13 protein-coding genes are annotated in these 14,089 nt (G+C 49.0%); 10 read left to right on the plus strand and 3 right to left on the minus strand.

From position 1 onward, the window contains the following. Positions 1–72: 72 nt before the first annotated feature. The 5 genes from IC230_RS21210 (at position 73) to IC230_RS21230 (ending at position 6,422) form a co-directional block, all read left to right on the plus strand. Positions 73–1,716 carry a SusD/RagB family nutrient-binding outer membrane lipoprotein gene (locus IC230_RS21210; RefSeq protein WP_191041056.1) on the plus strand — a complete coding sequence of 548 codons (1,644 nt, stop codon included), beginning with the start codon at positions 73–75 and terminating at the stop codon, positions 1,714–1,716. A gap of 160 nt (positions 1,717–1,876) precedes the next feature. Further along, the gene (locus IC230_RS21215) at positions 1,877–3,133 is read left to right on the plus strand and encodes a hypothetical protein (protein ID WP_191041212.1); all 1,257 of its coding nucleotides are present in this window, start codon (positions 1,877–1,879) and stop codon (positions 3,131–3,133) included. A gap of 75 nt (positions 3,134–3,208) precedes the next feature. Next, a complete protein-coding gene (locus IC230_RS21220; protein ID WP_191041057.1) occupies positions 3,209–4,576 on the plus strand; it encodes a PhoPQ-activated pathogenicity-related family protein in 1,368 nt (455 codons plus the stop codon). Between the two features lie 102 nt (positions 4,577–4,678). Beyond that, positions 4,679–5,872 (plus strand): S8 family peptidase, encoded by a 1,194-nt coding sequence (locus IC230_RS21225; RefSeq protein ID WP_191041058.1) that lies wholly within the window; start codon positions 4,679–4,681, stop codon positions 5,870–5,872. Between the two features lie 133 nt (positions 5,873–6,005). Next, complete coding sequence (locus IC230_RS21230; protein ID WP_191041059.1) at positions 6,006–6,422, plus strand: hypothetical protein; 417 nt, start codon at positions 6,006–6,008, stop codon at positions 6,420–6,422. Between the two features lie 179 nt (positions 6,423–6,601). Here IC230_RS21230 and IC230_RS21235 read toward each other — a convergent pair whose 3' ends face one another. The 3 genes from IC230_RS21235 to IC230_RS21245 all read right to left on the minus strand — a co-directional run bounded on the left by IC230_RS21235 (position 6,602) and on the right by IC230_RS21245 (position 8,576). After that, positions 6,602–6,871 (minus strand): hypothetical protein, encoded by a 270-nt coding sequence (locus IC230_RS21235; RefSeq protein ID WP_191041222.1) that lies wholly within the window; start codon positions 6,869–6,871, stop codon positions 6,602–6,604. Continuing rightward, the gene (locus IC230_RS21240; protein ID WP_223860751.1) at positions 6,832–7,419 is read right to left on the minus strand and encodes an outer membrane beta-barrel protein; all 588 of its coding nucleotides are present in this window, start codon (positions 7,417–7,419) and stop codon (positions 6,832–6,834) included. Before IC230_RS21240 ends, IC230_RS21235 begins: the two co-directional genes overlap by 40 nt. Positions 7,420–7,784: 365 nt before the next feature. Further along, positions 7,785–8,576: a LytR/AlgR family response regulator transcription factor gene (locus IC230_RS21245; protein WP_191041060.1), complete on the minus strand. Its 792-nt coding sequence runs from the start codon at positions 8,574–8,576 to the stop codon at positions 7,785–7,787. Between the two features lie 441 nt (positions 8,577–9,017). On the opposite strand from IC230_RS21245, the gene IC230_RS21250 reads away from it, so the two are divergent. The 5 genes from IC230_RS21250 to IC230_RS21270 all read left to right on the plus strand — a co-directional run bounded on the left by IC230_RS21250 (position 9,018) and on the right by IC230_RS21270 (position 14,083). Further along, positions 9,018–9,569 (plus strand): cupin domain-containing protein, encoded by a 552-nt coding sequence (locus IC230_RS21250; protein ID WP_191041061.1) that lies wholly within the window; start codon positions 9,018–9,020, stop codon positions 9,567–9,569. 902 nt (positions 9,570–10,471) lie between these two features. Beyond that, complete coding sequence (locus IC230_RS21255) at positions 10,472–10,885, plus strand: ester cyclase (protein WP_191041062.1); 414 nt, start codon at positions 10,472–10,474, stop codon at positions 10,883–10,885. A 92-nt stretch (positions 10,886–10,977) separates the two neighbouring features. Then, positions 10,978–11,595, plus strand: coding sequence for a hypothetical protein (locus IC230_RS21260; protein ID WP_191041063.1), 618 nt, complete (start codon positions 10,978–10,980; stop codon positions 11,593–11,595). Beyond that, entirely contained in the window at positions 11,502–12,791 is a 1,290-nt protein-coding gene (locus IC230_RS21265; protein ID WP_223860752.1) for a Gfo/Idh/MocA family oxidoreductase, read from the plus strand. Before IC230_RS21260 ends, IC230_RS21265 begins: the two co-directional genes overlap by 94 nt. Next, positions 12,788–14,083, plus strand: a complete 1,296-nt coding sequence (locus IC230_RS21270; RefSeq protein ID WP_191041064.1) for an MFS transporter — start codon at positions 12,788–12,790, stop codon at positions 14,081–14,083. The genes IC230_RS21265 and IC230_RS21270 overlap by 4 nt, the downstream gene beginning before the upstream one ends. Positions 14,084–14,089: the final 6 nt, after the last annotated feature.

The following is a 14,089-nucleotide window of genomic DNA, read 5'->3' on the forward strand; positions in this document are numbered from 1 at the left end:
GTGATTTGTACATAACCTTTTACCCTATGCCCAACTCCCTCTGCCCCATACTATCACGAAAATCTTTCAACTATGAACATCTTATTTAAAAAGAACACGGTCATCCTCGTTCTCTTTCTCTCACTCTTTTTTTCCTGCAAAGACCTGACGGATCTGAACGTCAACCCCAACGGCGTTCAGCCGGAAACGGTCAATCCGAACCTGATTATGCCGACGGTGCTGAGCGAGACGGCCAAGGCTTTCGTGAATCTTGGCTTTCAGGATATTGCCGGCGTGGTGCAGCATACGCAGAAAGACGCCTGGTTCAACGGACATAACGACTACGACTGGGGGGGCGATCAAAGCTGGACCAGTTACTACGATCTGTTACGTAACAACGATCTGCTCTATCAGCGGTCGGTTGCGCTGAATATGGACTACCAACAGGGCGTCGCGCTTGTCATGAAATCCATGATTTTCGGCCTGATTACCGATTTATGGGGCGATGCACCATACACGAGTGCGCTAAAAGGCGAACAGGGCGGAGTCGACTTCATTGCGCCCAAATATGACGATCAGGGGGCAATTTACTCCGGTATCCTGTCGGATCTGGACAAAGCCGCTACGTTACTTTCCAAACCGAAAAGTGCTTATTCGAGCATTGTAGAAGCCGCCGATTTATACTACGCAGGTGATCCGACAAAATGGCGGAAACTGGCCAATTCCCTGAAACTTCGCTATTTCATGCGGATATCGGCCAAGCAGCCAGACATAGCGAAAGCCGGTATCGAAAAAATCGTGGCTGATCCGACGCAATACCCGATTATCGACGACGCATCCGCCGATGCGACGATGGCGTATGTGGGTAACAATTCGGGCGATGCCTGGCCATCGAATACGGTTTTTGACATCAGCGGCAGCAATTACCGTCGGATCAAAATGAGTGCTACGTTGGTTAAGCCCATGCAGGCCACGAACGATCCGCGGTTGGCAATCTGGGCCAAGAAGGTGGAAATTCCGTTGAAGGTTGATGCTACGTTACCTGCTGGAACGGATAAAATTGTCAGCGGGGTTCGCTACTTATCGCCCGATAAAGTGGGTACGACGCAGATTGATACCGACCCGAATTACGTGGGCCTGCCGCCAAGCGTATCACAACTGCCATCAGGTTATAATTTCAATCCCACGCCGGGGCAAACGTCGGTGAATCCGCACGTATCGTACCTGAACGAAATCTATATGCAGGCTAAAGGTACACTGCTGAAAGCCAGGCTGGTATCGGCGGCTGAAGTGCAATTTATTCTGGCCGAAGCCGCACAGAAAGGCTGGGCCGCGGGCGATGCTAAAACGCGTTACGAAGCCGGGGTGAAGGCATCATTGACAGCCTGGGGATTGACCAGCAGCTACGCTACGTTCATTGCCCAGAAAGGCGTGGCTTACGACGGTACGTTGGCGCAATTGATTGGTCAGAAATGGGTTGCCAGCTGGACCAGCGCGACCGAAGCCTGGTTTGATTACCGCCGGACGGGTCTACCTGCCTTAACCGCCGGACCTGCGGCCAAACGCAAAGCGCTGCCGCTACGCTTCTACTACATGCGCGATGAGTTGAACCTAAACAAAACCAACTCGGGAGCTGCCGTTGAGAAACTGGAGACAACCGTAAATTCTCAATCAGATGGGAAGAACAGCGCTTGGTCGAAACCCTGGCTGGTTCAGGGAACAGGCAAGCCCTGGTGATTAGACAATTGTTGTTAAATTAACGGATTGACAGAAAGTAATCTATGTAAGTTGATTTACGGGTTTGACCCCGCTGGGTTCCAATGCTTATAGAGCTTGTCATTGCTATAAACATTGGAACCCAGCGGGGTCAAACGGAATGATAAGGAATGTCCGCTGGATGAAAAACCTGCTTGTGCTTCTCCTATTTTTAACAACGTTACTATCCGTTACTGCGCAGGATTTTAAAGCCGGTGCGGCTATCCGGTTGATTACACCTGATCCGTTATTGCCAGTGTCGGGTGGAATTGGTACGCCGAAAAAAGCCGTCGAGAAAAAAGGAGAGTTGTATGCCAGAGCCTGTGTTTTTGAGAAAGGCCGCATTCGCGTGGCCATCGTTAGCGTTGATAATCTGGGCTGGCCGTCAGTGTTGGGGAATAAGTCGCGGGCGCTGATCAAAGGGATTCCGCCCCAGAATATTCTGATTGGCGCTACCCATACCCACAGCGGACCCGATGCTTATGGCTTTCCGAATGAAAAAGGAGAATCCTTCGCCGATCTAGCTTACCTGGATAAATGTGTTCATGCTATTGCCGATGCTGTCAACGAAGCCGTACAACATCTGGCTCCCGCTACGTTAAAAGTGGCTGTCGGCGAGGCCAAAGGACAAATCGCGTACAACTACTATGCGCCTGACTTGTATGATCCGCGTTGTGGCGTTATTCAGGCGATAGCAGCGTCGGGGAAGCCTATCGTTACGTTAGTCAATTATGCTGTTCACCCAGAGGTGATTGGCTCGGGGCGTGGTATTCTCAGTCCCGATTTGTGCGGTCCGCTTTATGACCGGATCGAACGTAAAGTCGGTGGTATTGCTATGTTTGTCAACGGCGCGCAGGGCGGCATGGTCACAGCCGACAACCGACGGGAAAATGATAAGGAAGCTACTACCTGGGAGGAGTGTATTCGAATTGGTGAACTGCTGGCGGATGAAGCGCTACGTATCGTGAGTACAACTGAAGCGCAGGCAAATCCGTCGCTTTTCTGTATGGCTCGAAACGTTACGTTCCCGATTGAGTCGGAGGTAATGAAATACATCGTCAGGAAATCACCACTGAAGTACGACGTGGCTGCTGGTGACAAAGTAGTGGCGCAGGTGAATTTGCTTAACCTTGGCAACGCGCAGATCCTGACGATTCCGGGCGAAGCGTTGCCCAACGTTGGGTACTACGTGAAACGACACATGCATACGAACGTACCGTTTCTGTTCGGCCTGACCAACGATGCCTTTGGCTACATGCTGACGAAAGTGGATTTTAACAGCTTCAAACGGTATGAGTACATCAGCCGAACCAGCTTAGGCGAAAACACAGCCGATATTTACGTAGATGAAGCCCTAAAAATAATCGCCGATTCGCCCAAAGCGGATGGCTATAAATAACCTGGTACCACGGATGAAGTCCGTACTTACTTGTATAAACGGACTGAAGTCCGTGGTACCTAAATCGTTCAGCCAATGAAAAAACACCTTAGTAAATCCCTTGCTTTCGCCGGACTCATCACGGCCCTTTTCTCATTCGATTTGCCAAAGCCTGCTGAAGACGTAACACCATCTACGGCGCTGGACAGTTATTTGAACAATGGCGATCAGACATTTAAATGGAAAACCGAGCTTACCTATAAGTATGACGACATTGCCGTCTACGATGTCTTGCTGACGTCGCAAAAATGGCGGGAGCACACCTGGAAGCATCAACTCACGGTTCTTGTACCAAAAGAGGTCAGTTCGGATGGGGCGTTGCTGTTTATTACGGGTGGGTCTCTGGCGGATGGCGAACCAAAATGGAGCAGCCGGGAAGATGGATTCAACCGGGCCATGAGTGCAATAGCGGCAAAAAACAAAGCTATTGTGGCAGTACTTCGGCAAACGCCTAATCAGCCTTTGTATGATAATTTGAAAGAAGATGCCCTGATCTCGTACACTCTGCATCAGTTCAAAAAAGACGGCGATTATAGCTGGCCGTTGTTGTTCCCAATGGTGAAAAGTGCCGTTCGGGCGATGGACGCGGTGCAGGAAGTAGCGAAACAAAAGATTCAGAAAGACATCAATCGGTTCGTTGTTTCGGGTGCTTCCAAGCGCGGCTGGACTACCTGGCTGACCGGCGCCAGCGATAAACGGGTTGTGGCGATTGCGCCAATGGTGATCGATATTCTGAACATGCCCGTTAATCTGGACTACCAGATGAAGATCTGGAATAAATACAGTGTAGAGATCGATGACTACGTTAAGCTGGGTATTCCGCAAACGGTCCATACTAAAGAAGGAGATGCTATTACCGAAATGGTTGATCCATACTCGTACCGAAAAAAACTGACGATGCCCAAAATGCTGTTCATGGGCACGAATGATCCTTATTGGACCGTCGACGCTGTTAAACATTACATCGGGCAGATTCCGGGTGAGAACTACATTCACTACGTTCCCAACGTCGGGCATGACTTGGGCGACAAGCGGCAGGCGCTGGAAGCGCTGAATGCCTTTTTCGGAAACACTCTTGCGAAACAAGCGTACCCCGCCTGCCAATGGAACGTATCGACTACGGCAAAAGGCGTAAACCTGAACGTAAAAGCAACGTCTGACCAGCTTGAAGATGTCACGGTCTGGTCGGCCAATTCGCGGGATATGATTTTTCAGGATGAAAAATGGGTGAGCAAAAGCCTGGGAATTAAAAATAAAACCAACATTTCGCTGCTTGAAACCTACCCAGCGTCGGGTTATCGGGCGTTCTACGTCGATCTGAAATATAAATCGCCAACCGGTGGTACGTATACCGAAAGCACCCGAATGTTCCTCACGGATAATGATGAGTTGTTTCTAAATTGAGTTTACCGTAAAATAAGATAGTTTCTCATTGATTTCTGGTTCGTTCTAGTTTTAAGAAGTTAAGTACGTAACGTATTCATCCTTCCTAAATCGATAATAACCATGAATGAGGAACATATTATTCTTCGCGCTCCTTCCGTCTCGACCCGCGATATATTTCTGGGTGGTGCTTCGCCAACGAGCGCGGGTACACTCGAAGCCCGGGCTGCGGGTATGACCGTTGCGGTAGAAACGATCAATCGGCGAGACTTGTCTGAGCTGGCCCGTAGTACTGACGTCGTAGCCATTGCGCCAACGATTCCAATGAAACTGGTCGAGCCGCTCGATGTACAAGCTGTGTTGCAACCAGCTGCGCCTTCTGTTGCCTGGGGTGTGCAAGCCGTCGGTGCCGATACGTCCCCGTTTACGGGCAATGGCGTTGTGGTGGCCGTACTCGATACGGGGATTGACGCGACCCATCCTGCCTTTGCGGGCGTGAATCTGATCCAGCAGGATTTTACGGGTGAAGGAAATGGCGATCAGCACGGGCACGGTACGCATTGTGCAGGCACCATTTTCGGTCGTGATGTCAACAATACCCGCATCGGTGTGGCAAGAGGTGTTCAGAAAGCGCTCATTGGTAAGGTGTTGGGTGCAAACGGTGGGTCAAGCGCCAGCATCGTCAATGCTATTCAGTGGGCTACGCAAAATGGAGCCAACGTTATCTCGATGTCATTGGGGATCGATTTTCCGGGTTTAGTGAAACAACTGCAAGCCAGCGGTTTACCGCCCGAACTGGCTACGTCTCGTGCGTTGGAAGGATATCGGTCCAATGTTCAACTATTCGAGAAAATGGCGCAGTTCATTCGCGCGGGCAGTCCGTTCTTTCAAACCACCATTCTGGTAGCGGCTGCGGGTAACGAAAGCCGACGGGATCAGCGAGCTGATTTCGAAATTGCGGTCAGTCCGCCCGCTGTTTCAGACGGGTTTGTGTCGGTCGCAGCTTTGGGGCAGAGCGGAACCAATTTCTCGATTGCCTCATTTTCCAACACGGGTGCTATTATTGCCGGTCCGGGTGTGACTATTCAGTCGGCTAAGCGGGGTGGGGGATTAGTTAGCATGAGCGGTACGAGCATGGCCACACCACACGTAGCGGGCGTAGCCGCTTTATGGGCTGAGAAGCTCCGCGGTATGGGCTCACTAACGCCAACAGCGTTAACCGCCCGCCTGATTGCCTCCGGCATTACAACGAATATGATAAGCGGTTTCGATCCATTCGACGTAGGAACGGGTATGGCGCGGGCACCGCAGTCGTAATGCATTGTCATCCAGGCGGTACGTTTCCACTCGTTAGAGCCGAGCCGGTAAAAACATTGTACATTCTTCGTTCAATTTGGGATTAATTAGTAAAGAGCTAACTTTATCCTTGCACCCGTTCATCCCAACTTATATGGTAAAGAAGCTTTTCACAATCCTGGCCTGGCCATTACTTAATGCTTGTAGCCCACCGGTGAGCATTGCTCCCGCCTTAAGCATTGCCGGCACGTATAAATTCACTCAATACAGTACAATTAGTAAATCAGACCGTGCTCCCCTTGGACTGGTTACCATTACGATGGTCGATGATCAGCATGTCGATCTGATCGCTAAGGGCACTTCTTACAAATCTAAAATTGCCTATTCCTACCGAAATGTAGCTGTCGTTAAAACCGATCGTAACTATTTGGGAGAAGATACCTTTAGTTTACGCTACAAGAAAAATCAGATCGGTATTATCAATAGCGACGAGCAAGGGCACTACGTTTCCCTAACGCCTAAGCCCTACGTAACGCTAGTGGCAGAGATACCACCAGCAGAAGATTACTAAATAAGTTATAACGATCCTGCTACTCAGCTTGTAGCACTGTATATTAAAAAAGTACACTATCTGACTACTAATCAAAATAGTCAGGTAGTGTACTTTGTCAAGAGTATTTTATAGCTGATTTCGTGTAAAGAGGCTATTCACCTATCGAAGCTGTATTGGTCTTATTAAGAGAAACAACCCTATTTTAAGAGAAAGTTGATGCCAACGCTTCCCTGCCAGCGTTGATAGGACAGCGTTTTGGTAAGTTCCGTCCAGGCTTGTTCACCAAGCCCTTCTAAACCCCAACGCCTAGCTATTCGGAAATGAAGGCCTAATCCGGCGGATGTTTGCCAGACTATACGTCGCTCGTAAGAGGTTACGGGCAAATACGAAAGGGCTGTCTCTAAGGCTTGTTCAGAGAATTTACGGGCTATTTCAATCGGTAGTTTATCCCAACACTGGCTTGCCATCGGTTGAAATCATCCGGTGGTGTCAGGTAATACCCACCATTGGAGTTGCGAGACCAGCTTCGACCAACCATCGCTTCCACAGACCACCGCTTGCCCACTCGATAATGAGCGCCTAGCCCTACCTCCGTTTGCCAGGTATATCCCGTGCCGGCAGGCGCGTCCGACTTCATCCGAAGCGTGCTTTGACCGTAGGAAGCCCCTGCATGGGCAAACATCGCTAAGCGTTTGCCCCGTAGCAAATAGTAGCGCGTCGATAGACCACCCCCCTTCAACCGATAGTCGGGCTTATCCACGGTTTGGGGGTAGACGTTACTGACCAGATAACGAGCTTCGAGCGCAACTGACCAACCGTCGGTGATAAAATAGTGAAGCTGGGGTGACACGTAGGTCGTGGTTGGATAGGTACCCCGGTAGCCCTGCCCAATACGAACCCCTACGTTGATGTGTCCTCTTCCTAACAAGTCTTGCTGATGGTCATTGGTTTGGGCTCTTGTTGCAAAGGGGAGAATCAGGCAAAGCAAGCATACATACAGTCTCATCGTACACATAGTTTAGTTGTTACGAAGAGAGGTTTGGGCTTGATATAGTTGTAAAATCTAGTTGCATTTAAGCCTTTTTAACATCCAGAAAGTGCGAAAAGGCTATTGTGCACGTAGCTACGGTTCGCCATTGCGCCAGGCTGCCGTTGCGACTCCAAAAGTCAAAATAGCTGTGAACCAACAGGGTAACTCGCTAAAGTCGTGTATGTTGATGTGACTCCTTACCGCAACCGCAAACCGTGAAGTTCTGCATAAAACCACGGGAATTCTTACGAACTATTGTATCGTTTATCACCCACCAGTTTCTATTAAAAATGCGTTTTTCAGATAAACAGAAAAGTCAGGTAGACTGCCTTTGGGACGAGGTTACGGAGCTATTTTCCCATCCATTTTTTGAACTCCGTGGCTCGTTCGCGACTCACTAGCACCTCGTGCTCAATAACGGGTTTTAGTGTTAGTTTAAGCTTGTTATTGAAATGGTTATGAATCTGCTGAACGGCGGTGATATCAATGATAAACTGACGATTGGCCCGAAAAAACTGCGCAGGATCGAGCATGGTTTCCAGCTCGTCGAGCGTGTAATCGAGCGAAAATTTCTGGTTGGTTTTGGAGCGAAACAACGTAACGCCGTCTTCAGAAAAGAAATACGCAATGTCGCTCACGTCAATTGGCATCCATTGCATCAGGTGCCGAACCAGAAACCGTTTCCGATGCTCGGCGGGCTGAAGTTGCTGGCGAAGCTGCTGGACTAACGTATCGAACACAGCCCGATCCTGAGATTGGGGAGCAGGACGGTCCATCAGGCGTTTGTGTTTGACCAGGCTGGCTTCGAGTTCATGACGCTTGATGGGCTTGAGCAGATAGTCGATGCTATTCACTTTGAAGGCTTTCAGCGCGTATTCATCATAGGAAGTCGTGAAAATGACAGGCGACTCAACCGGTGTCTGCTCAAAAATCTCAAAGCTCTGCCCATCGGCTAACTCAATGTCCATCAGGATCAGGTCGGGGTGGTTCGGGTGGCCAACCTCATGATCTTTCAAAAAACTGACGGATGCCCGTACGCTGGCGGCACTGCCTACAATCTGAACGGTTGGGTCGATGTCCTGAAGCAGTTTCGAGAGTTTGCGAACGGCTAATTCTTCATCTTCAATCAAAAGAACATTCATGGCGGTTTAACGTAATGTTTCTTTTTAGTCAGCAGGTCTTCGGTTGTAATTCGTAGTTGACGGGAATTTCCTCAAAACGTCGTTTCTACTCAACAGTTACTGAATGACAAAATAGGCCGGTTAACGACTGGCCTACAAGGCCTATCTTCCTGAAACGGTAGGAACATCCTGTGAACTGTCAATTCTGGTGCCTTAGTGGACGTGAGGAGTAACAAAGACGCCTGAAAGCTAGCTTGACGTACCGTTCATACCAGATAACATCGCAGTCTGCAAAACCCGGATTTAGTACGCTTCGGCGACGCTTTTTGCTGCTTCAACGACTTTGTGTTTGCATACGGAGCGTGGTCAGTCCCAATTTTGATTCAGTCGTAACAAAAGACTTTTCTCAAGCACAGTAATAACTCGATAGCGACTGATAGAACAACCCCTATTCCTTTCATCATGGCTTACGCAAACAAAACCATTTCGAACAACGTAACCGGTCAAACGATTCGGTTCATCAAAACGGCAAAAGACACGGACGGAGAATTGCTTGAAATGGAGTCTACCTATACCGCTCAATCGACGGAACCGGCTGAGCACTATCATCCAAAGCAGGTCGAAGATTTTACGGTTCTGTCGGGCGAGTTAACCGTTCGGATTGATGGAAAAACGAAAACGCTCCGGCCGGGCGACAAACTGCATGTTCCTCAGAATACGGTTCATTCGATGTGGAGTCAGACCGATAAAAACGTTGTCGTTAACTGGCAGGTGCGACCCGCAATGGATACTGAATACTTCTTCGAAACGGTTATGGGGCTGGCTCAGGACGGCAAAGTCAGCGCAAAGGGAATGCCGCCTATCTTACAGGTTGTGCTGATGGTTACCCGATTTTCAAAGGTGTTTCGGCTCACCAAGCCAGGCCCCGTCGTACAGAAAATTGTCTTTACGTTGCTGACTCCCTTAGCGTATCTGGCTGGTTACCGACCAACGTACCGGAAATACCTCGACTAAAATCTGCGTACTGTGGTTGACCTAACGTAATAACCGGCTAACTGCCAACGAACAGATTTGTCTCAGAACACACTCGTTCTGACCATTCTGTGTAGGTCAGTGAAAATACACTAGGTTATCTTTGTCATGCTGATGAAGGAAGCATCTAACGCATCATCACATTTAAGTAAGGAAACTTTAAGATGCTTCCTTCGTCAGCATGACAAAACCATTATCAAACAAGCTAAGTTGCTAAGGTAATTTAGTCTCCATACTTATGAGCGTTCAGGTATTTAAAAATGGTCCTTTACTACTCTTGATTAACAGGTAGTTATTGGCTGAACTTTGCGGGGTAAACAACGAACTAAACCGTTTAACCTGCATGAACTTTTCAACCAATGGGCAACGTAGCCACGCCATTGTTGGTTGCAACTACCAAGGCGGGCCAGATATCAAATAGTCCGCCATACGTCAACCGAAAAGGTATAAATCAGGACTATAATAGCCGTTTCAGACAACTAAAACTATACGTTTTCATTTGACTTTAGGAAAAGCCAAAAGGAACGTTTACGCTTGTCTATCCACGTTTTGTATTCTACCGCATCGGCCGGTTCAGCCGCTGGCCGCTTTGGAAGTTGCAATTTACATCAGTGTTTTGTGTACTTTCTTTTGCTGCCTTATTCTGATTCCACTCCGACGCTGGTATCGGATCAAGAAGCTTCAAAATAAGCATCGCGTAAGCCACCACTGCAAGGCAACGATGATCGTCTTGCCACAGAGTAATGTATAGCACCAGGAGCTACTCGCCGTAAACCGCTCACTGTTCCCAATAAATCCGCTAAAAGGTTGATAGATAGGAACCAGTTAAGGATTTGTACATATATTTTGACCGATCACAAGCAATTAATAATCCTCTTATTGTTATGAGTCTGGAAGAAAACAAACAGTTTATGACTTCCTTTATTGAAGAAGTCATCAATCAGAAAAATTTGGCGGCCGCTGATAAGATGGTAGCCGAAGATTTTATTGAACATCTGCCCTTTCCTGGACAGGGGCCTGGACGGGAAGGGTTGAAATTTGCCCTCAATTCCATGTTTATAGGGTTTCCCGACATGAAGTGGACGGTGCATGAGCAAATTGCCGAAGGGGAAAAGGTGGTTACCCGATTTAGCTGGACGGGCACTCACCAGGGGGATTTTATGGGTATCCCGGCAACCCAAAAGCGCGTTGACGTGTGGGGCGTAGTCATTGATGTGGTTAAAAATAACTTATTTTCTGAAAGTCGGATTATCATGGATACGATTGGCCTATTGCAACAATTAGGTGTGATGGGATAATCTGGGGTTTTCTTAGTAATAGGTTGCAACTACCAAAGCGGACTATTTGATATCTGACCCGCTTTGGTAGTTGCAACCTAACGGGGATAACGGTGCAACAACGGCCGGGTGGTCAACTTCTGTCGCTCAACGCGGATCCCGTGGTCGATGCAACCGGGCGCGGTTCGCGTAGTCAGCACTGGCTAACCGAACTGGGTTATGAAGCTCCACCGACGTACGACATCGTTCGTAAAAGTGAGCCGCTAACGGAGCCTAAAGGGTATAATTTTCCGTCGAGCCTGCGCCGGCATTACGAAAAATTGAAGCGCTTTCCGTTGGGCTATTTTGTTCTGGGCTATGCTATTTCCAGTTTCAATCCTATTTACGGGCAGGGCATGACATCGGCGTCAATGCAGGTTGCCGCTTTTGATAAGCTGCTGTCCAGTAGTCTGCCCGAAGCTAAACTGGCGAAGGCCTTTTTTCAACAAGTCGCTAAAATTGTAGATATCCCCTGGCAACTGGCTGTGGGTGAAGACTTTTGTTATCCTGAAACGGTTGGCCCAAAACCAGCGGGTGTTGATCGCATCAACCGATACGTTTCCCGAGTCCAACGTGCTACGCAACGGGATGAAGTGGTTTGCGCGGCTTTTCTGCGTGTGATGAGCATGCTCAAACCACCTACGTCGCTGTTTCATCCGCGTATTCTCTGGCGGGTAATGACGGCCAACTGATAGAACTGCTGCCGTCTGTCTACAACCGGCGAACGGCAGTTTATAACGTATCGATTGCCTGCGGTGGCGGAAAAATAATGACGAAATCAGGAGATAAGCACGTAACGTTTGCTTTACCTGTTATTCCTTGCTTTTCATTCTTCCGATTGTGTATGGCTAGAGTTATTCAGGTTGGTTTGGTAGGCTTTGGTTTATCAGGGCGCTATTTTCATTCACCGTTTTTATCCGTTAATCCACGATTTCATTTAAAGAAAATTGCCAGCAGTCGGCCCGAAGCTGTTCGTCAGTTCGATCCGTCGATTGACTGGGTCGCTACGGCCGATGAATTGTTCGCCGACGAATCGATTGATCTCGTTTTCATTTGTAGTCCCAACGAAACCCATGTCGACTACGCCCGAAAGGCACTCGAGCATGGGAAAAACGTGGTTGTCGAAAAACCATTCGCGTTGTCCGAACGTGAGGCAGTAGAATTACTGGAACTGGCCCAGCGAAAGGGTCTTCTGGCTACGGCTTATCAGAATCGTCGGTGGGATTCTGATTTTCTGACCATTAAACGCTTGCTGGCAGAGAGCGCTTTGGGAACATTGATTGACTATGAGTGTCGCTATGATCGCTATTCTCCCGTTCCCCCTGATTCACAAAGCTGGAAAGAGCAACCTGGCGCAGGTAGGGGAAACCTTTATAATTTAGGGCCGCACCTGCTCGATCAGGCGCTTCAGTTGTTTGGTAAGCCCGATACCGTTCAGGCCACTGTCCGCATTATTCGCCCGAATAGTCACGTGCCTGATTACTTTGACATAAAACTGGGTTATGCCGATAAAATCGTCAGGCTTGAATCCAGTTTGATGACTTATCACAATCAATTGCGTTACAGCCTTCACGGCTCAGAAGGATCGTTTATTAAAGGCGGTTTAGATGCGCAGGAAGAACGATTACGCGTAAATCAGTTACCTGACCAGGCAAATTGGGGAGCCGAACCTGAAGATCGATGGGGAACGCTTTACCGCAACGGTCAAGCAAACGTGATTGAAAGCGATCCAGGGAATTACACGCCTTTCTACGATAACCTGTACGAAGCCATTGTAAACGGTGCCGAACCCGCCGTAACACCAGCTGATATTCAGCAGCTTGCCCGCGTGATCGATTTAGCCCAGGAGAGCAGTCAGACTCAACGTACTCTAGCCTTTTCATCATGACCAATTACCGCTGGCGAATCGTCGGATTACTGTTTGTGGCGACGACTATAAACTACTTAGATCGGCAGGTTATCAGTTTGCTTAAGCCAACGTTAGAGACCGTTTTCAACTGGACCGAGACCGACTATAGTCATATCGTCATGGCGTTTCAGGGCGCCTACGCACTCAGTTACGTTGTTTTTGGTCGACTGATCGATAAAATCGGAGCTAAAGTGGGCTATGCACTGGCAGTCTGTTTGTGGACGATCGCTGCGGCTCTGCATGCGGTGGCTACCAGTACGTTCAGTTTTGGCGTATATCGTGCCTTGCTTGGTTTGGGTGAGGGCGGGAATTTTCCGGCCGCCATCAAGACCGTAGCGGAGTGGTTTCCCCGGCAGGAACGGGCGCTGGCGACGGGGATTTTCAACGCCGGAACGAACATTGGCGCTGTCGTAGCGCCCGTTATGGTGCCCTGGATATTAGGCGTATATGGCTGGCAGGTTGCTTTCCTGATAACGGGCTTGATCGGCTTTATCTGGGTTATTTTCTGGTGGGTGGGCTACGAAATACCTCAACGTCATAAACGGCTGTCGAGCCAGGAATTGGCTTACATTACTAGCGATGCGGATAATACCGGAGACGAATCTGTCCAGATGAAATGGCTTGATCTGCTGCGATTCCGGCAAACCTGGGCGTTTATTCTGGGTAAATTATTGACGGACCCCGTTTGGTGGTTCTTTCTGTTCTGGCTGCCTTCTTACTTCGCTTCTTCGTTTAACCTGGACCTGAAGAAACCGAGCCTGCCACTCATCTTTGTTTATACAGCCGCTACCATCGGCAGTGTTGGGGGCGGTTACCTGTCGGGCTATTTCCTAAGCCGGGGCTGGACCATCAATCGTTCCCGAAAAACCGCCATGTTGCTGTATGCCCTATGTATCGTACCCATTGCCTTAACGCGCTACGCGACGAATATCTGGGAAGTTGTTGGGCTATTGAGTCTGGCGGTTGCCGCTCACCAGGCCTGGAGCGCAAACCTGTTTACGCTGGTGTCGGATATGTTTCCGAAACAGGCCGTTAGTTCGATCGTTGGGCTGGGCGGTATGGCTGGTTCGGTAGGTGGGCTTCTCTTTCCGATCGTTGTGGGGTCTTTGCTGGATACGTATAAAGCTGCGGGCTCCATAACCATTGGGTATAACTATCTCTTTATCATTTGCGGAAGTGCGTACTTACTGGCCTGGTTGTGTATTCATTTATTCGCGCCCAAAATTCAGCCGATCGTCCTGAAAAACACGGTTTTGGAAATCACTACGTAGCAAAGT

It is taken from the genome of Spirosoma validum, assembly GCF_014699035.1.
Taxonomy (GTDB): Bacteria; Bacteroidota; Bacteroidia; order Cytophagales; family Spirosomataceae; genus Spirosoma; species Spirosoma validum.

Excerpts from the sequence above, each read along its gene's own strand:
- IC230_RS21220 (WP_191041057.1), top strand. The coding sequence starts at position 3,209 with ATGAAAAAACACCTTAGTAAATCCCTTGCTTTCGCCGGACTCATCACG.
- IC230_RS21225 (WP_191041058.1), top strand. The coding sequence starts at position 4,679 with ATGAATGAGGAACATATTATTCTTCGCGCTCCTTCCGTCTCGACCCGC.
- IC230_RS21245 (WP_191041060.1), bottom strand. The coding sequence starts at position 8,576 with ATGAATGTTCTTTTGATTGAAGATGAAGAATTAGCCGTTCGCAAACTC.
- IC230_RS21215 (WP_191041212.1), top strand. The coding sequence starts at position 1,877 with ATGAAAAACCTGCTTGTGCTTCTCCTATTTTTAACAACGTTACTATCC.
- IC230_RS21250 (WP_191041061.1), top strand. The coding sequence starts at position 9,018 with ATGGCTTACGCAAACAAAACCATTTCGAACAACGTAACCGGTCAAACG.
- IC230_RS21270 (WP_191041064.1), top strand. The coding sequence starts at position 12,788 with ATGACCAATTACCGCTGGCGAATCGTCGGATTACTGTTTGTGGCGACG.
- IC230_RS21235 (WP_191041222.1), bottom strand. The coding sequence starts at position 6,871 with ATGGCAAGCCAGTGTTGGGATAAACTACCGATTGAAATAGCCCGTAAA.
- IC230_RS21240 (WP_223860751.1), bottom strand. The coding sequence starts at position 7,419 with ATGTGTACGATGAGACTGTATGTATGCTTGCTTTGCCTGATTCTCCCC.
- IC230_RS21230 (WP_191041059.1), top strand. The coding sequence starts at position 6,006 with ATGGTAAAGAAGCTTTTCACAATCCTGGCCTGGCCATTACTTAATGCT.
- IC230_RS21255 (WP_191041062.1), top strand. The coding sequence starts at position 10,472 with ATGAGTCTGGAAGAAAACAAACAGTTTATGACTTCCTTTATTGAAGAA.
- IC230_RS21210 (WP_191041056.1), top strand. The coding sequence starts at position 73 with ATGAACATCTTATTTAAAAAGAACACGGTCATCCTCGTTCTCTTTCTC.